Source organism: Streptomyces sp. NPDC046303 (genome assembly GCF_055588085.1).
In genome coordinates this window covers 1-17117 of record NZ_JBVJFA010000045.1, presented here as the reverse complement: position 1 = coordinate 17117, position 17117 = coordinate 1, and the positions used below count along the sequence as shown (strand labels likewise).

11 protein-coding genes are annotated in these 17117 nt (G+C 74.4%); 3 read left to right on the top strand and 8 right to left on the bottom strand.

Annotated features, from left to right (window positions below):
• Nucleotides 1-145: 145 nt before the first annotated feature.
• Nucleotides 146-4798, top strand: coding sequence for a HEAT repeat domain-containing protein (locus ACZ6I1_RS31405; protein ID WP_469292291.1), 4653 nt, complete (start codon nt 146-148; stop codon nt 4796-4798).
• Here the strand turns inward: ACZ6I1_RS31405 and ACZ6I1_RS31400 are convergent.
• Nucleotides 4795-5682 carry a DUF4436 family protein gene (locus ACZ6I1_RS31400; RefSeq protein WP_469292290.1) on the bottom strand — a complete coding sequence of 296 codons (888 nt, stop codon included), beginning with the start codon at nt 5680-5682 and terminating at the stop codon, nt 4795-4797. The two genes, ACZ6I1_RS31405 and ACZ6I1_RS31400, sit on opposite strands and share 4 nt — an antisense overlap.
• Before the next feature lie 450 nt (nt 5683-6132).
• Between ACZ6I1_RS31400 and ACZ6I1_RS31395 the strand changes: the two genes are divergently transcribed.
• On the top strand, nt 6133-6756 hold the full coding sequence (locus tag ACZ6I1_RS31395; protein ID WP_469292289.1) for a DUF1326 domain-containing protein: 624 nt from the start codon (nt 6133-6135) through the stop codon (nt 6754-6756).
• A 302-nt stretch (nt 6757-7058) separates the two neighbouring features.
• On the opposite strand, the gene ACZ6I1_RS31390 is transcribed toward ACZ6I1_RS31395, so the two are convergent.
• The 7 genes from ACZ6I1_RS31390 to ACZ6I1_RS31360 form a co-directional block, all read right to left on the bottom strand.
• Nucleotides 7059-7898 carry a DUF2182 domain-containing protein gene (locus tag ACZ6I1_RS31390; protein ID WP_469292288.1) on the bottom strand — a complete coding sequence of 280 codons (840 nt, stop codon included), beginning with the start codon at nt 7896-7898 and terminating at the stop codon, nt 7059-7061.
• 110 nt (nt 7899-8008) lie between these two features.
• Nucleotides 8009-8377, bottom strand: coding sequence for an ArsR/SmtB family transcription factor (locus tag ACZ6I1_RS31385; protein WP_469292287.1), 369 nt, complete (start codon nt 8375-8377; stop codon nt 8009-8011).
• 76 nt (nt 8378-8453) lie between these two features.
• Complete coding sequence (locus ACZ6I1_RS31380) at nt 8454-9677, bottom strand: type III PLP-dependent enzyme (protein ID WP_469292286.1); 1224 nt, start codon at nt 9675-9677, stop codon at nt 8454-8456.
• Complete coding sequence (locus ACZ6I1_RS31375; RefSeq protein WP_469292285.1) at nt 9674-11491, bottom strand: IucA/IucC family protein; 1818 nt, start codon at nt 11489-11491, stop codon at nt 9674-9676. Before ACZ6I1_RS31375 ends, ACZ6I1_RS31380 begins: the two co-directional genes overlap by 4 nt.
• Entirely contained in the window at nt 11491-12729 is a 1239-nt protein-coding gene (locus ACZ6I1_RS31370) for an MFS transporter (protein WP_469292316.1), read from the bottom strand. Before ACZ6I1_RS31370 ends, ACZ6I1_RS31375 begins: the two co-directional genes overlap by 1 nt.
• 71 nt (nt 12730-12800) lie before the next feature.
• A complete protein-coding gene (locus ACZ6I1_RS31365; protein ID WP_469292284.1) occupies nt 12801-14597 on the bottom strand; it encodes an IucA/IucC family protein in 1797 nt (598 codons plus the stop codon).
• The gene (locus ACZ6I1_RS31360; RefSeq protein WP_469292283.1) at nt 14594-15790 is read right to left on the bottom strand and encodes an ATP-grasp domain-containing protein; all 1197 of its coding nucleotides are present in this window, start codon (nt 15788-15790) and stop codon (nt 14594-14596) included. Before ACZ6I1_RS31360 ends, ACZ6I1_RS31365 begins: the two co-directional genes overlap by 4 nt.
• 248 nt (nt 15791-16038) lie before the next feature.
• Between ACZ6I1_RS31360 and ACZ6I1_RS31355 the strand changes: the two genes are divergently transcribed.
• Nucleotides 16039-16959: a (2Fe-2S)-binding protein gene (locus ACZ6I1_RS31355; RefSeq protein ID WP_469292282.1), complete on the top strand. Its 921-nt coding sequence runs from the start codon at nt 16039-16041 to the stop codon at nt 16957-16959.
• Nucleotides 16960-17117 lie beyond the last annotated feature (158 nt).

The window sequence follows — 17117 nt, the reverse complement described above, 5'->3', positions numbered from 1 at the left end:
ACCGGCGAGGTGCCTGCCGCCGGACCGGCCTGGGACGCCGGATCACCGCGCGCCGCGGGGAACTCGGCCTCACCCCCTAGCCGAGCCGGTCGCGGCGGAATCCTGCTGGTGGGGACGGGAACGTCCCGGTTAGCATCCGACGGTGATGACGCCGGGAGACCAGCCCTTCCTGGACGCCGTGCGTCGAGCCGCCGCCGGCCGGGCGGCCGGAAGCCTCGACGCGAAGCGCTGCCCGCCCGCCGACCTCGGACGTCTCATCCGGCACGAGGAACCCCGACTGCGGCACCTGGGGCTGGTCCTCCTGGCCGAGCGCGTCACGCCGGGACCGGAGTCCGGCGCCCCGTCCGAAATGGCGGAGTTCGCGGCCCTGTTGCCGGACTCGGTGGAGGGACCGCCGGAGGCGGCGCTCGTCCTGGCGCGGCTCCATGAACACCTGGGGCCGTACCTGCGGGGGCGCCGCCGGCCGTCGTGGCGTACGGCCGAACTGCCGGTACGGGTACGGATCGCCTGGCTGCGCGCGGAGCTTCTGAACGAGCCGGAGGTGATCCGGAAGGAGTCTCCGGGCGAACTGCTGTACCAGGCCGTGCGGGAAACCACCGCCACCCGCGCCCACCGGCCCGAGCACCTCGTGAACGAGCTGGTGCACAGCGGTGACCCGGTGTTGCAGGCCGAGGCGCTGCGGCTGGCCCGGCAGGGCCTGCACGCCGGCCTGCTGGCACCCGCCCGGGTCCGCGACCACCTGATCAGCCTCCTCGGGGTCGACAGCGCAGACCTCGCCGCCGCCGTGCTCACCGAACTCACCGAGCCCTGGGCGGCGTTGGACCCCTTGCCGTCGGCATGCCTGTCCCCCTTCCTCACTGCCGATTCGGTGCTCACACGACCCGGGGCGGCCGGGGCCGCACTCGCGGCCGCGGCCCATCACGGACACCGCGACCTGCTGCGCCAGGTCATCGACGATCCGGATCTGCCACCGGCTCTTCGGCGGCGCGCGCTGGAGCTGCTCGGTGACCTCGCGGACCGCGGTGACATCGGCGCGCTGACGGCCGTCGCCGTACGCGACCCGCTCCTGTTCGGCGGGCCGGCGGTGACCTGCCTGCGCGGCCTCCACCGGCGCGGGCACTTCCCGGACGGACCGCACGTCGCGCCCATCATCGGCCTCGCCCTGGCCGATCACTCGATTCCTGCGCACGAGGTCGCGACGATCCTGTTCACCTGCCGAGAGGCGATGCTCCGCGCACTGGTGGACGTGGCCGCCGATGATCCGAGCTGGCCGCGGCGGCTCGCGCTGCTGGTGGCCCTGGCCGCACAAGGGGCGGGGGAGCTGCCGATCGGGGACGCGATCACACGGGTCCTCCCCTCCGCTCCCGCGCCGGGGGCGTTTCTCGACGCGATCCGTACGCTGCGCCATGCGGACGCCGAAGACGCCGTGCTCGCCGTCCTGCCCTCGGCGCCCGCAGCGGCCCTGGACGCTCTGGAGGCCATCGGCGGGCACCGGACGACGACCGCGCTGCGGGAAGGGCTCGGTCTCGCCCCGGATGACGGGGCCGGCGTGATCGCGCCGCATCTGCGCGCGGTGCGCCACCGCGCCCTGGAGGTGCTGTGGCATCTGACCCACGATCCGTCACAGCGGCGCGCCCTCCTCGTCCGCCTCGACCCCGCCGATCTGCCGGCTCGCCTCGCGATGGATCTCGGCGGCCCGGACGAGCAGGAACTGGCCCTCCTCAGTTCTCACCTGGACCCGGACGAGCCGGTCGCGGCCCTGTGCCGGCTGGCCGCCCACGGCGGCGCCGGCACCCTGCCGGTCATCGCGGACCTGCTCCTGCGCATCGTGGCCGAGCTGGCGGCCGCGGGGGAGGCGGGGGAGACGGGCGCAGGCGCCCCACGACCCGAAAGCGGACAGCCGGCCGGGGAGCCCGCCGTGCCCCAGGAGGTCCTGGACGCCGTACACGGCCTGGGCCGGCGCCTCCACGAGCGGGGACGGATCAGGCCGTCCTGCCTGCTCGACGCGACGACCGCCCGCGAGGCCGGACACGCACTCGTCGCGACCATGGCACTGGATCTGCTGGACCGGCCCGCACTGTCGAGCGGCGAGCAGGCGATCCTGCTCGAACTCCTGCTCCGAGCCCCCTACGCGCGCACCCGTGCCCGCGCGCACCGCCTGCTGCGGCACCGCGACCGGCACGTACGCAAGCACGCGATCGCGTTGCTCGCCCGCGACGCCACGGGGGACGACGCGCAGGCGCTGTCGGCGACCTTGATCGCGCTGACCGCGGCGCAGGACGTCCAGACCGTCCGGCAGGCGCTGCTCGCCCTCGGCCACGCGCGAGCCCGCTGGGCCTCCGGCGCCATCGCCGCATGCCTCGGCCATCCGAACATGAACATCAAGAAGACCGCCGCCGGCGTTCTGGTCCGTGCGGGCACGCCCTTGGCCGTACCGGCACTGCTCTTCTGGCTCGGACACCACGACAATCCGGGCCTGCGGGGCACGCTCATCGAGGCGCTGCGGGCCATCCTCGAAGACGCGTACCCGGCGACCGTCCTCGCCGCCGCCGAACACAGCGAAGACGACCGCGCCCGCGGACTGCTGCTGGAAGGCCTCGACCGCACGCTGACGGCGCGCTCGGTCCTCGCCCTGGACGAGCAGGCATCGCGGGCCGCACCGACCCTGCTCGCCCTGGTGGCGAACGGTCGCGTCGGCCTCGCTTCCGGGACGGTCGGGGACCTGCGCGCGGCCATGGCCGGGCACGGCATCACCGCGTCCGCCGCGCCGCGGCCGGCGCTGGACGGTGCAGCGGACCCCGACGTGGGGTCGCTGACGGCGGAGGGCTGGAACCCGGCGGTCGCCCTGCGCATCGCCGAACGGCACGAACCGCCGCACCCCGCCCAGCTGCGGCTCCTGCGGCCCCTGCTGCCGCACTGGCTCGGCCTGGCCGACGCCGAGCCCGCTGTCCGAGGCCGCGTACTGCGGCTCACGCTCCGGCTCTGCCCCGCACCGTGGACGCCCGAGGAACGGACGACCTTCGCCCGGTTCACCGGGGTCCTGCTCGACGGGCTCGCCGAGGCCCCGGCCGCGGACCGGAACGACCTCCTCGCCGTACTCGAAGCGCTCGCGCCGACCCTGCCCGCGGCTGTGCGGCCGGCCGTGGCCGACGCGGTACGCGCGCTGCCCGCCGCACCCGCCGCTCCCGCCGGAAGCCGCTCCACACTGACGCTGCTGCGCAGCCTCGGCGCGGTGCTGGTCCGCGCCGACCTGGAGCAGGCCCTGGCTTCGGCCCGGCTGGGCGCCGACCCCTGGCAGGCCGAGACCGCCGTGCTGCGCGAGGCCTTCGCCGCACCCCCGCAATCCGTCGCAGCCACCGCGCCGGCCGAGGCCGCCGAGGCCTTCGGAGTCGAGCGGTGGCGGGCCGCGCTGGCTGACGCGGTGCGCACACCGGGCGCCCTGGAGGAATTCCGCCGGTCCTCCCGGCAGCACGACGGCATCCCCGGCTCCCGGGACCGCCTGACCGCACTGATCGAGGTCTACGCCGCTGCCGGCCCCGAGGTACGTGCCGCCCTCATCGACTGGATGACGGACGTCCAGCCCCTCGACGCACCACCCTGGACCCTCACCGAGACCGCCCGCAGGCCGGCGCCGCCGCCGCGGACCGTGCGGACCGACGACCTCGACCAGCCCCGTTCGAGGGCACTGCGGGAGCGCCTGCTGGCCATGCTGCGCTCGGACGCGCCCGACCGCCGGCACACCGCGGCCCTGGCGCTCCTGGAGTGGCCCGAGCCCGAGGCCCGGCTCCCCGTGCTCCGGGCGTTCCTGCACGGGCGGATCGACGTACCCGTCGGGGTCGGCCTGGCCCGCGCGCTGAGCGCCATCGGCGAGACGGAACTGCGCGCGGACGAGGTCCTGCACGACAGGGTGGCCCTCGCGGCGAGCCGCGTCGACCCGGCGGACCTGGAGCCGCTGGTCCCGCTCCTGCTGGAATGGTGGGAGCACGACCCGCCGTCCGGCAGCTCCGCAGCCGGGCGTGCGCTGCGCCGGGTACCCGCCGACCTGCTGGCGGAGCGCCTCGGCGACCGCCTCGACTCCGGCGCCTGGGGGTTCCTCGGCCTGCTCCGCGGGCGTCCCCTGCTGCGCACCCCCGCCCTGGCGCGGACCCGCCGGCGGCTGCGCGCCGAAGGACGGGACGACCTCGCGGACGGGCTGCTCCTCGTCGACGGTCCGCTGCGCCGCCCGGACACCGTACGGCAGGACGCCGCCGCGCTGGAGGCGCTCCGCGAGCGCCCCCGGCCCGCGTCGACAGGACCGGCCCACAGCCCGTCCCGGCAAGAGCTGCTGGACCTGGCCCGTACCGGCGACCCGGTGCGGATACGCCGGGCACTCACGCGACTGGCCGAGGGACACCGCGGCCCGGACGCTGACCAGGACCCCGCCCTGGAGGCCCTGATCGGTGCACTGTTGCACCACCCCAGACCCGGGATCCGCCTGCACGCCCACCGGACCTCGCGGACGATGCTGGACCGGCAGACCTACCTGCACCACACGTCGATCCTGCTCGACGACCCCCAGCCGGACCTGGTGCGCACGGCGATCCGGACCCTCTGCCACGCGAGCTGGACACCCGCGCTCCCCGCCGTCGCCGGACTGCTGGAGCACTCCCATCGCGCCGTCCGTACGACCGCGGCCGAGGGGCTCATCGCCATGGGCTCCCCGGCGGTCCCCGCCCTCAGGAACGCCGCCGCCCGTGCCCGTCCCGACAAACGGCCCCTCTACACGGCGGTTCTCGAACAGATCCCGGACGCTCCCTAGGGGTGGTCGGGCTCGTCCGGGTGCAGGGCGCTGCGAACGCCGGTGATGACCACGGCGATCAGGCAGAGGGCGATGACCGTCTCGGCCCACAGGAAGGCGAACCAGTCCAGCACGCAGCCGATCGGGGGCGTGCCGGGGGCGGTGTTGCGGAAGGCCGCGAGCGCGAACAGGGTGGCGGCCATCCAGGCCAGGGCGGGCCAGACCAGGCCCTGGCCGCGGGTGGTCAGGTACCAGGCCCCGATGAGCACGGACCCGGCCAGCGCCCACATCACCACCATCATGAAGAGGGCGAAGACGAGGAGACTGCCCGACCGGGTCAGGTCCAGCCCCACGACGGCGGCCTGGCGGGAGGGCGCGGGAGTCGCGGAGATCGAGAAGAGCGTGTCGTTGTTGGAGAACAGCATCCGCACCGGCACCTGCTTGCCGGCCAGCAGAGCCCTGAACCCGATGTCGGTCTCGTAGGTGTCGAACGGGTAGTCGCTGATCGATCCGTCCGTGAGCGCGACTTGCACGTCTCTCGTCGTGAGCCGCTCGTGCGCCTGGAAGGCCAGGTCGCCGAGGGTCGCAACGGAGGTCTGGAGGCTGAGATCGGCCACCGGGGCGATGCCCTCCTCCTCGCCGAGGGCCCCTCGAGGGGTGACCCGGACCCGCAGCACCAGTTCCCTGGCGGCGGCGTCCACGTACTGGACGGTGGCCTCCACGTCCACCCGGTCGGCGGCCGAGGATCCGACCGTGTGGACCGTGTCGATCGCCTCCCGCTCGGTGAACTGCAGCCACGACCCCACGGCCACCGCCACCACGATCAGGACCGCGAGGGGAAGCAGGACCGGCAGGAGCGACGCTCGGGAGCGGCGGGGGCGAGGTGGGGCCGAGAGCGGTGCCATCGTGACTCCGGCGAGGTGGGAAGGGCAGCGGACCTGACCGGGCCGGCGCCGGGAGCGGACCTGCGCACGGCGATCCTCGTCGACCGGGCCGGCGATCCACCGCAATTCGGGCGGGCGTGTCGCGCCGATCGGAGCGCCGGGCGGTGCGGCGCGACCGGGCCCGGGTGATCTGTACACCGGTCTCGGGCACGCCTAGCCTTGAAGGGAAGGGCTGCCCCCGCGGACCGGAACGGTCCGCGCAGGCGAGGCGGACATGCATGCTGCCATTGCGCTGGAAGCGCTCACCGGCCGGGGCAGCGGGCCGGCGTACGCCGCCGCTGCCGGGGTCAGCCCCGGCTCCGCGGCCCGCAGCGCGCCCGTGTGGTCCGCCCGCTCCCCGCCCGCCGCCGAAGGCGCCGGCGCCGTCCGCACCGTCGGGCGGTGGAATCCATCCAGGGATCGGGAGCAGTCATGACGTGGAGTATCTCGGGCAACTACCTGGCTGGTTGCTCATGCGCGGTGGTCTGCGGGTGCGCCGTCGACGCGCAGCCGCACGACCCGCAGGGACGTGAGGAATGCCTCGGGTGCGCCGCTTTCCATGTGGCGGACGGCCGCTTGGACGACGTGGACCTGTCCGGGGTGACGTTCGCCTTCTACAACCACTTCCCCTCCCACCTGACGGCCGGGAACTGGAAGGTCGGGATCGTCGTCGACGAGGGTGCCAGCGACGCACAGGTCGATGCGCTGGAGCGCATCCTGTCCGGGCGGGAAGGCGGAGCCTTCGGCGAACTGTCCCAGTTCTACGGCGAGTACCTCGGCGTGGAGCGGGCGAGCGTCTCCCTGACGGACGGCGAGGAGCCCCGGCTCAGCGTGGGCGGGAAGACCGAGCTCGCGTTCGAGCCGCTCCGGGGTCCCGACGGAGGCCCCACGACGATGAAGAACGCCATGTTCGGATTCGCGCAGGAGTTCACCCTGGGCCGTACGACCGGCACGTCGAGCGCCTTCGGCCTGTCCTTCGAGCCGGTGTACGGCGAGCAGTCCGCGTACACGTTCTCCAGCGAGCAGCCCGAGGGCGCGCCCGTGGGACGTGGCTAGTGCGGCCAGTCCGCTGAACACGGGAGGAGGACGGTACGTGCCTCCTCCCGCGACGCCGGCGCCGCCCCGCCTGCTGCCGAGCGTGTTCTCCCGGGCGTCGCTGTCCCGGTGTGTGCCGATCGCGCTCGTCGTCGGCCTGCTGCTGTCCCTGGTCAACCAGGGATCGGTGCTCGCGTCGGGCGACGCCGACGCGGCCACGGCCGTACGGGTGGCCGTCAACTTCTTCGTGCCGTTCTGTGTCTCCAGTGCCGGATTCTTCAGCTGCCGGCGGGCGGCCACGGGGAAGGCCGCGGGGGAGGCCCTCAGAACCGGCCCGTCATCCGGTGCATCTGTGTCTCCTCCATCGGGGGAGCGTTCTCCAGGCCCGGCAGCAGCCAGTCCTGGAAGGGTGCGAGAACCGCCAGGACGAGGAAGGCGATCCCGACGGCCCAGGTGAGCCAGGGGCCCTGTCGCCACAGCTTCTCCAGGAAGATCACCACGGCCACGGCCGCCATGGCCGCCACGTTCATGACGCCGAGCGGAATCAGGACGATCATCAGCCCCCAGCAGCAGCCGACGCAGTAGAGGCCGTGGTGCGCGCCCACCCGCAGGTCCTTGGCCCAGGGCCGGAACCGCGAGTACCGCAGCAGCTGGAACATCGGATTGCGGCAATGCCGCAGGCAGACCCGTTTCAACGGCCCGAACTGGTGCAGCCCCGCCAGGAGGAAGGCCCCGGCCCCGATCCAGCGCCCCGCCCCCGGGTTGCCGTCCACCAGGCGCCCGGTCACCGCCAGCGCCCCGTACACGAGCAGCCCGAAGCCGGTCCAGGCCAGCAGATAGCCGCCGAGGAACTCGGCGATGTGCAGTGCACGGGCCGGGCCTGCCGAGCGCCGGCTGATCCCCCGTACCCAGGTGATGGCGACCGGGGCCACCGAGGGCAGCATCATCGCCGCCATCATGACCACCCACAGCAGCAGGAAGAGCGGCAGCGCCAGGCCCATGGTGCCGGGCTCCATGCCCATCTGGCGGGACTGCCCGATCGTGAGCAGCCACGCGAGTACGGCGATCAGCACCAGCAGCGTCCACGCGACCGCCAGGTCCCGTCGGGGCAGCAGGACCCCGGGCCGGGTCGGCGCGGGTGTGTCGAGGTGGACGTGCGGCATGGCGTGCCTCCCCTGGGCGCGTTGCCCGCGGACACCTCCAGCTCAGCACAGAACCCGCGGGTCAGCGACGCAGCGGCCGCGAGCGGCGCGGCCGCTGCGCGCCCGCCGGGTCAGGCGCCCTTGGCCGCGCCGCTCAGCAGGGCGCCCATGGCCGCGATGACGGCGGGTTCCACGCGGTAGAACACCCAGGTGCCGCGCCGCTCGGAGGAAAGCAGCCCGGCCTCCTTGAGCTTCTTCAGGTGGTGGGAGACGGTCGGCTGGGAGACGCCGACGTCGGAGATGTCGCAGACGCACGCCTCGCCGCCCTCGTGGGAGGCGACGGCCGAGAAGAGCCGCAGCCGGACCGGGTCGCCCAGGGCCTTGAACATCGCCGCCGTGCGCTCGGCCTCGTCCGCGGTCAGCGGGCGCTCGGTCAGCGGGGGGCAGCACGGCACGACGGCATCCGGCTCCAGCAGCGGCAGCACCTTCACATTCGACATATGTCTATGTTGACACATGTCGAAGCAGGGTGGGAGGGGGCGCCCGTCGGCGGGCGGACCCTCCCACCCGGCGCCGCTACGCCGTCGACTCCGGCGTGAGGAAGTGGAAGCCGGGGTGCGGGTGCATCAGGAAGTCGTGGTGCGAGATGTTCCATGCGTAGGCGCCCGCGAGGGCGAAGGCCACGCGGTCACCGGCGCGCAGCCCGGGGGCGGGCACGTTGCGGGACAGCAGGTCCTTCGGGGTGCAGAGCTGGCCGGTGAGGGTGACCCGGTCCGCGGTGGCGGCCGGCCGGGGCCAGGGGTGGGGCCACTCGGCCACGGGCAGGACCGCACAGGGCTGGTCGTGCCCCTTGGTCGCCGGAGTGCGCATGTGGTGGGTGCCGCCGCGGACCACCGCGAACTCCTCGCCGTGGCTGTGCTTCACGTCCAGCACCTCCGTGGCGTACCAGCCGCAGTAGGCGGTGAGCGAGCGCCCCGGCTCGATGCGCAGGGTGAGCTCGGGGTGGGAGGACGTGAGGCGGGCGAGGCCGGCTCCGTACGCCGTCCAGTCGAAGCGCTGCTCCGGGGCGGCGTAGTCGACGCTCATGCCGCCGCCCACGTTCACCTCGGTCAGGCGGATGCGGTGGCGGGCCGCGAGGCCGTCGGCCCAGGTGACGACCGACTCGGCCACCGCCAGCTGCTCCGCGGCGTCGAGGCCGCTGGCCAGGTGGGCGTGCACGCCCAGCAGCCGCAGCTGCGGGCAGGTGCCGTCGGTGAGCAGGCGGACGGCCGTGTCGGCCTCGGCCGGGTCGAGGCCGAAGGGGGTCGGGCGGCCTCCCATGGCCAGCGAGCTGCCTTCGAGGGAGGCGGCGGCCAGGGGCAGGTTGAAGCGCAGCAGGACTCCGGGTACGGGCCCGTCGCCGGGCGCGGTGCGCGCGGCGAGAGCGGCCAGCACGCGGAGTTCGTGCAGGCTCTCGACGTGGAAGCGCTCCACGCCCAGCTCGAGGGCGGCCGCCAGCTCGGCAGGGGTCTTGCCCGGGCCGCTGAAGGCCAGCGGGCGGCCCGGCACCGCCTTGGCCACGTGGGCCAGTTCGCCGCCGGAGGAGACCTCGTAGCCGTCGACGTACGGGCCGAGGGCGGCCAGGATCTCCGCCTCCGGGTTGGCCTTGGCCGCGTAGTACAGCTCGACCCGCTCCGGGAGCGCGGCCCGGACGGCTGCGGCGTGCTCGGCCAGGGCGGTCAGGTCGTAGAGGTAGGCGGGGAGTTCGGTGCCGTCGAGGGCGAGGAGGCGGTCGCGCACCGCAGCGGTGGGCAGGGTCATCGGGCGCTCCGGGTGTCGTGGTCGAGGTCGTCGTCGGCGTCCTGCCGCAGGGCCTGGGACAGCACGTCCTCGGCGAGCGGAGAGGCCAGCCGGACGTAGCCGGCGTCGCGGTCGGCCTTGCGCTCCCAGCGGGTGAGCAGGTTGGCCTTGGCGGGCAGCGGCACCCCGGCGAGCAGGGCGGCCAGCCGCGGCGGGCAGCCGTTCAGGTCGGCGTACGTCTGGAGCGTGGCGCGGACCTCGGCCCACAGCGCGCCCTCGGACTGCGGGTGCAGGTCGGCGAGGGCGGCGAGCACCTCGGCGACGTGGTTGACCAGCAGGCAGTACACGACCCGGTCCCAGCCGCGCTGGGCGTCGTACGTCATCGGGCCCGCGACCTCGGCCGGCAGGGACGCGAGGAGGTCCGCGTGCTGTTCGGGAACCAGCTTGGTTCCCTCCAGGTCGCGGAACAGGACCTGCGCCGGCATGCCCTCCTCGTCGACGCAGACGACGACGTTCTGCAGGTGCGGTTCGAGGACGAGTCCGTGGTCGAAGTACGCGGCCATGACCGGCGGGAGGAGCAGCTCCAGGTACGCCGTCCACCAGTCGAGCGCGGTCTGCGCGGAGGAGTCCGCGAGCAGGCGGGAGATGTGCCCGGGGCCGGTCGGGTACTCGTCGGCGACGGCCGCGGCGAGCAGCGGGGTGGTGCCGGGCATGAGCCGGGCGAGCAGCCCCTCGCGGACGATCACGCCGAATCCCTCGAGGAGGGAGCGGTCCGGGGCGCCGTCGGGGCCGGGCAGGGCGAGGCTGCGGTAGGCGGGCTCGCGGAGCATGGCGGTGCCGGGGAAGCGGGTCTCCAGGTCGGCGAGGACCGGGCCCAGCAGGCGGGTCAGTGCCACCGCACCGGAGAGTTCGTAACTCGCGTTCTTCCGCAGACAGTTGGTGATGCGGATGTTGAGGCTGAACTTGAGGAAGGTGGCTCCGTCGTACAGCGTGCGCACCGAGGCGGTGGCGGCGAACGGCTTGCCCGCGAGGCCCAGGTCCAGGATGTCCCCGCGGTCGAACGCCGCCTGGAACCCGGGGTGTTCGCGCAGCATCTCGTACTGCCACGGGTGCGCGGGCAGCAGTCGGTACCCCTCGGGCACATCGGCGCGCAGCCGGTCCAGGGCCTGCGCCGCGCCCTCGGCGGCGGTCTCCTCGGCGACCAGGTGCTCACGGACGGCGAGGTGGCGCAGCCGGAAGGAGGCGCCGGTCTCGGGGGCGTACGCGAGCCAGGACGCGGTGTCGCCGGTACGGGCCTTGGGGGTGGGGTGGAAGCGGTGGCCGAAGAGGAGCGACTGCTCGGACTCCAGGTAGGCGGCGAGCCCGTCGCCGTCCCCGACCACGGTGCCCGTGGAGGGCCGCTCGGCGCGTACGGCGAGCGCGGCCGACACGGCCTGGTGGCTGGAGGCGATCTGCTCCAGGAACTCCTCGTTGCGCACGTCGGTCCGCAGGGCCAGCTCGTCCTGCACGTACTCGGCGAGGCGGCGCCAGCCGACCTCGGCCCAGCCGCCGTCCTGCTGCTCCCGCACCGGTCCGGTGAAACGGTGCGCGCCCAGCAGCGAGGTACGGCGCAGGGCGGCGCGCAGCACTACCCCGCGGCGGGGCAGCCACAGCATCAGGTGGCCGTCCGCGACCGCGGTCTGGTGTTCCGGTCCGGACAACTCGCGCAGCAGGCAGTTCAGCAGCGTGTGGGCGACTGCCTCATCGGCCGTGGGCAGCCCGGCCGGAGCCGCGGAGGGGGCGACGCCGGCGCAGGGTGCGGCGGAGGCGGTACCGAAAGCATCGGTCAGGGACATCAACGGCTCCAGCGGGTGCGGAGAGAGCGGGGAGAGCGGAGGTTCAGGGCCGGCGCGGCGGTTGCGCAGACCGTGAGCAGCGCCACGGCGGTACCGGTCAGTACGGGCGCGGAAGGCCCGTACAGGCTGTTGCCCGCGGCGGCGGCGAGGCCGGCGACGACCGCACCGGCCTTGGAGAAGAATTCGATCGAGCCGAACAGACCGCCGGGCGCACGGCCCTTGGCGCAGTCGGAGGCCATCACGGACAGGCAGACGAGGCCGAGGGTGAGGCCCGCGCCCAGCAGCAGGCGGACGGCGGCGAGCGTGGCGAGCGAGTGGGCCAGGCCGTGCCCGGCCAGCCCGAGGGCTATGCAGGCGAAGCCGAGCGTCACTCCGAGGCGGGGGCGCCGGTGGAAGGCCGAGTGCACCCACATCGCGGCGGCGAGGTAGCACAGGTGGGGCAGGGCGAAGAGCACGCCGGAGACCACCGGGGAGGTACCGGGGATCCGGTCCTCGATGAGGGAGATCAGGTACGGGAAGGAGATGACCGTGGAGAAGACGAAGGCGAACTCCAGGGCGTACAGGCCGTGCAGGGAGGTCGGGCGCTCGGTGCTGGCGTCCTCCTCCTGCTTCCCGGCCGCCGGCTCGTCGGCGGCCGGGGCCTCGGCCGGCGGCGCCCCGGCGGCCGGCTTGCGGGGCTCCGCCGGCATGCCGCGGGATTCCGGCAGCGCGGCGATCAGCAGCGCGGCCGTCAGCGGAAGGACGGCGAGCAGGGCGTACTGGCGGTGCGGGGACAGCCAGGGCGAGAGGCTGCCCACCACGATCGGTGCGAAGACCAGCGCGGCCCGGGCGGCGCCCTGCATCAGGGTGAGCGCTCTGGACAGGTCCGGGCCCTGCAGCGCGGCGCCCAGGTATCCGTTGGACGCGGCGAAGGTGCCGCCGAGGATGCCCTGGAGCACCAGGGCCACGGTGAAGGTGGCTATCGAGTCGGCCCAGCCGGCCAGCACGAAGGAGAGCGCCAGCCCCAACTGGGCGCGCAGCAGCAGCCTCTTGCGGCCGAACCGGTCCGCGAGCCGGCCCCACAGGGGGGCGCCGACGGCCGCGAAGACGGTGGGGACGATGTAGAGCACACCGGCCCAGCTCGCGTCGCGGTCGCCGAGCTCCGGGAGGATCTCGGTGAGGAAGGGCGGCAGGCCGAGCGCGGCGAAGGAGGCCACGAAGTAGCATCCGGCGACCGCGTGGACCTGCCTGCGGCCCAGGGCCGGGCGGGGCTGCGGCTCGACGGCGGCTGCGGCAGCCGCCTCGCGCCGGTCCGGGGGAGCGCTGGCGCTCACGGGGAAACCTCCGGACGCAGCAGGTAGTTGGGGCCGGTGGTGTAGTGCTTGTTGATGTCGGCGGCGCCCGAGCGTTCCTTGCTGAGCAGGGTTCCGGCGGTGACCATCGCCTTGATGGGCAGCTGCGCGGCGTCCAGCACGTGGGCGCGCAGCGTGGCGCCGGGCTCGCCCGGTCGGGTGCCGAGCCGTTCGACGGCCTCGGCGAGCCGGTCGCGCACGAGGTCCAGCAGGGTGCCCGCCGCGGCGCGGCCGTGCCGGGCCAGTCCGAAGGCGTACGAACCGGCGCACAGGTGCAGGGTGATCGTGGTGAACAGGTCGGTGAGCGGGCGGTCGTCGTCGCAGAACGCGCGGGGGTCGTCGAAGCCGAGAGGGGCGTCGGCGCCGAGCGCCGCGCGGACCCGGGCCGGGTTCACGCGGGGGCCGTCGTCGTCCTTGAACAGCAGCCGCACGCGGGTGTCGCCCGCCGGATCGCGGTCGAGGACGAGGGAGACGTTCTGCTGGTGCGACTCCAGGGCGACGCCGTAGCCGAACAGGGTCGTCTGCCAGTCGAGGAGGAGCCGGAGGTAGGCGTCGAACAGGGCGATCGGGTCGCCGCCGTAGAACCGGTCGGCGAGGTGGTCGATCAGCAGCCGGCCGCCGGGGGCTTCGGCGAGGAGTGCGGCGAGCGGGGTGACGACGGCGTTCTCGAGGCCGGCCGGGTAGCGGCGGCAGAGCGCGGCGAGGAGCTCGTGCCCGGCATGGGCGTAGACGGTCTCGTCGGCGTGCAGGATCACGCCCTGGAACCGCGGTTCGCGGGCGACGACGGCTTCGATCAGGCGCTGGCCCGCGACCCCGTCGGCGAGGAAGCCGGGCCGGATGATCCGGCGGTTGCGCAGTCCCAGGGTGGCGGTGGCCATCGGGACCTTGAGGTGCAGGGTGGGGTCGTCGGTGACGGCGACCGTGCGCATGGACAGCGTGGGCACGACGTCCAGGTACGGGCGCTCGGCGAGCACGGCCCGGCCGGCCAGGCCCGCGGCGCTCAGGGCCTCGCGCAGCGGCGCGCCCACGGTCAGCGGGTGGACGGGCAGGGCGAGGTGGCTGTGGTCGAGCTCGGGCAGGCCGAGCGCGCCCGGCGTGGGCCAGACGGCGGGCAGCGCGGCCGGGCCGCCGGCCACCGTCAGGTCCTGCTGCGGCACGGCGATCCAGCGCAGCGCGAAGCGCGGGTGGAATTCCGGGGCGTAGGCCCGCAGCCGGCTCTCGTCGAGGCCGGAGCGGCCGCGCGCGGTGGGGTACACCGGGTGGTCGAGGCGCGCGGCGAGGGTGTCGTACGCGAGCCCGCCCGTGAGACCGGTCCAGTCGGCGGGGTCGGCGCCGGCGGCGAGGGGGGAGGCGGCCAGGGCGGCGGCGACCTCGTCCGCGGTCTCGGCGTGCAGCCGCATGGTGGCGAGGGTCTGGCGGCACTCTTCGGCGAAGGCGTCGAAGCCGCCGCGGTCGGCGGGGTCGGCGAGCGCGCCCAGGGCGTCGAGGACCTCGTCGTGGGTGGTCAGTTCGCGGCCGTCGGACTCCCGGGCGAGCAGCGGCAGCCGGGCGGCGTACACGCTCTGGTAGCCGTCCTCGACGACCGGGAGGAGCAGGGCGTCGCCGTCGCCGGCGGGCAGCCGCAGCCAGCGGCCGTCCGTGCGGTCGACGGCGGTGGTGCGGGTGCGCAGGCCGACGACGTCCTCCCGCAGGAGCGCACCGAGGACGCGGAGCAGCAGCTCCGCCTCGGTGGTGTCGGTGTGGACGGCGCTGGTGGCCGGGGTGGTCGTGCTCACGGGGTGATCTCCCAGCGCTGGGCCGCGAGGAAGTCGGCGACGACGCGGTCGACGGTCTCCTGGTCGGTGTTCCGGCCGAGCGCGCGCAGGGCGCCTATGAAGTCGCGGTTGGTGTGGTAGAGGTCGTGCCGCTCGCCCACCGCGCGCAGCGGCCGGTACGTCAGCTCGACCCCGTCCACGACGAGGTCGGCGGCCTCGGGTGCGGCGGTGAGCGTGCCGGCGCTCTGGGCGCAGGGGTTGTCGACCAGGGCGACGCCGTCCGTGCGCGCGCCCAGGTCCGCGGGCAGCGGCTCCCCCAGGTGCGTGCGCAGGACGTGCTCGAACAGCGGGATGTCCAGCAGCTGGGCGAGCATCAGGTCGGCCTGGTCGCCGATGGCCCGGTAGTTGACCTCGATGATGCGGGCCCGGCCGTCCTTCACGACGAACTCGGTGTGGCAGATGCCGAAACCGACGCCGAGCGCGTCGAGCTGGGCGAGGACCTGCCGGGTGACCGGTTCCGGGTGGGCGCTGACGAAGGTGCAGCGCTGCTCGATGAAGTACGGGGGCGGCGACAGCCGCGTGCGGAACCCGCCCAGCACGTGGCGGACCTGCCCGTCGCCGAGCGTCTCCAGGCTGCACAGGTCGCCCGCCAGGTACTCCTCGACGACCAGCGACGCCTCCGGGCGGCGGGTCTGGATCTCCTTGCAGCGCAGGACGAGGTCCTCCGGCCCGTCGACCAGGACCACGTCCTCGCTGGCCACGCCTTCCCGGGGCTTGACCACGCACGGGTAGGGGACGTCCAGGGCGGTGAGGCCGGCCGGGTCCTGACCGGGGGCCAGCTCGGTGCACCAGACGGCGTCCAGCCCGCTCGCGGCGAGGTGGCGGCGCATCTGGGCCTTGTCCTTGACGCGCAGCGCCGTCCGCCAGTCCTTGGCGGGGAGGCCGAAGTAGTCGGCCGCCAGGGCCGCCTGGGTCTGGAGGTGGTCGCTGTTGGTGAACACCGCGTCGGGCGCGTGGTGGGTCGATATCCGGGTGATGACAGCGCGGAAGTCGCGTACGTCGCACTCCAGGACCTCGACGTCCGGGGCCGTCCGGCGGTGCGCGTCGGGCCGGTCGGTGAGGACGGTGACCTCGAGGCCGAGCCGGGCCGCGGCCGGGAGGAACCCCTCGGAGACGGAGTCCGTGGGGTTGAGTGCGAGCAGGTACAACCGCATTGGGCTGGGCCCCTTCCGAGATTCTGAGCAGTGGGGGTGAGCGGACGACTGTTTTCCGGCACGCCTCAGCGCCGACGGATTTCCCATCCGCCGGCGAAGGTCAGCTTAGGTTAGCCAACCCTTAGCCTCAACTCGGGCTCAAGGTGCCTGATATGGCGTGATGCCATGATCCTAAGCCATTGGGTTAAGGTAAGCCTTACCTACTCTCCCGTAACCGGAGTTTCCGTGCCGCACCTGATCGAGAACCGATGACCACGGTCCCGCGCATCGCGCTGCCCGAGCGTCGTGACCTGGACGCCGCCGCCGTGCTCGCGCGGACGTACGGTCGTCTCACGGACACCTGCGAGGCGTTGGGCGTGCAGGTGGCCACCGCTGCCGCACGGCCCGGACGATGGATCGACGGCGCGGAGCTCGCCGCGGCCGCGGCACCGGCATCGGCAGCGGCGGAACCCCCCGCGGACCAGGAGGCCTTCGGCGCCTCCCCGGGGGCCTTGGACGCCTTCGTCGCCGCCGAGGCCGCCCGCATCCGGGCGGAGCACGGGCACGAGCCGCGCCCCGACGTGGCCGCGTCGCGCGCGCTCCACGACTACCTCTGGTCCGTCAGCCTGCTGATGAGCGGCGCCTGGTACCTGGAGCGGCGCGTACCGCGCATCCGCCCGAGCGAGGTGCGCGCGGACCTCTCGACGGGCACGTACCTGATCGTGCCGGGGGCCGCGTTCGCCTGCCTGCCCGGCGATCCGGCGGCGGGTCTGCCGGGCGCCCGGGTGGTGGCCGGCGAGGAGGCGCTGCGCGCCGAGCTGCGGGCGGCCGTCGCCGACCACGTGCGGCCGCTGCTGGCCGCGATGGGACCGCGGGTCCGGCGCCGCGAACGGGCCCTGTGGGGCATGGCCGCCGACGACCTCGTCTCCGGGATCTGGTACCTCGGCCGCGTCCTGGGCGAGGAGGACCGGGCCGTGCGGGAGGCGACCGAGGTGCTCCCCACCGCCATTGCGCCCTTCCCCGGCGGCGCCGACTTCAGGCGGCTCGCGGACCGCGCCGGACAACTGCACCCGACCCGTACCCGGCTCGGCTGCTGCATGTACTACACGCTGGACGCGGCCCGCGCCTGTACGACCTGCCCCCGGACCTGTGACGCGGAGCGGCTGCGCCGGATCGAGGGCGAGGACTGAGCATCGAGGCGGGGGGAGTGAACCGAATGCTTCCCCCGCGCACACGGAAACCGGCCCCGGGGGGGGGGGGGGGGGGGGGGGGGGGGGGGGGGGGGGGGGGGGGGGGGGGGGGGGGGGGGGGTGGGGGGGGGGGGGTGGGGGGGGTGGGGGGGTGGAGA

Coding starts and splice junctions, on each gene's coding strand:
- ACZ6I1_RS31405 (WP_469292291.1), top strand. CDS start 146: ATGACGCCGGGAGACCAGCCCTTCCTGGACGCCGTGCGTCGAGCCGCC.
- ACZ6I1_RS31400 (WP_469292290.1), bottom strand. CDS start 5,682: ATGGCACCGCTCTCGGCCCCACCTCGCCCCCGCCGCTCCCGAGCGTCG.
- ACZ6I1_RS31395 (WP_469292289.1), top strand. CDS start 6,133: ATGACGTGGAGTATCTCGGGCAACTACCTGGCTGGTTGCTCATGCGCG.
- ACZ6I1_RS31390 (WP_469292288.1), bottom strand. CDS start 7,898: ATGCCGCACGTCCACCTCGACACACCCGCGCCGACCCGGCCCGGGGTC.
- ACZ6I1_RS31385 (WP_469292287.1), bottom strand. CDS start 8,377: ATGTCGAATGTGAAGGTGCTGCCGCTGCTGGAGCCGGATGCCGTCGTG.
- ACZ6I1_RS31380 (WP_469292286.1), bottom strand. CDS start 9,677: ATGACCCTGCCCACCGCTGCGGTGCGCGACCGCCTCCTCGCCCTCGAC.
- ACZ6I1_RS31375 (WP_469292285.1), bottom strand. CDS start 11,491: ATGTCCCTGACCGATGCTTTCGGTACCGCCTCCGCCGCACCCTGCGCC.
- ACZ6I1_RS31360 (WP_469292283.1), bottom strand. CDS start 15,790: ATGCGGTTGTACCTGCTCGCACTCAACCCCACGGACTCCGTCTCCGAG.
- ACZ6I1_RS31355 (WP_469292282.1), top strand. CDS start 16,039: ATGACCACGGTCCCGCGCATCGCGCTGCCCGAGCGTCGTGACCTGGAC.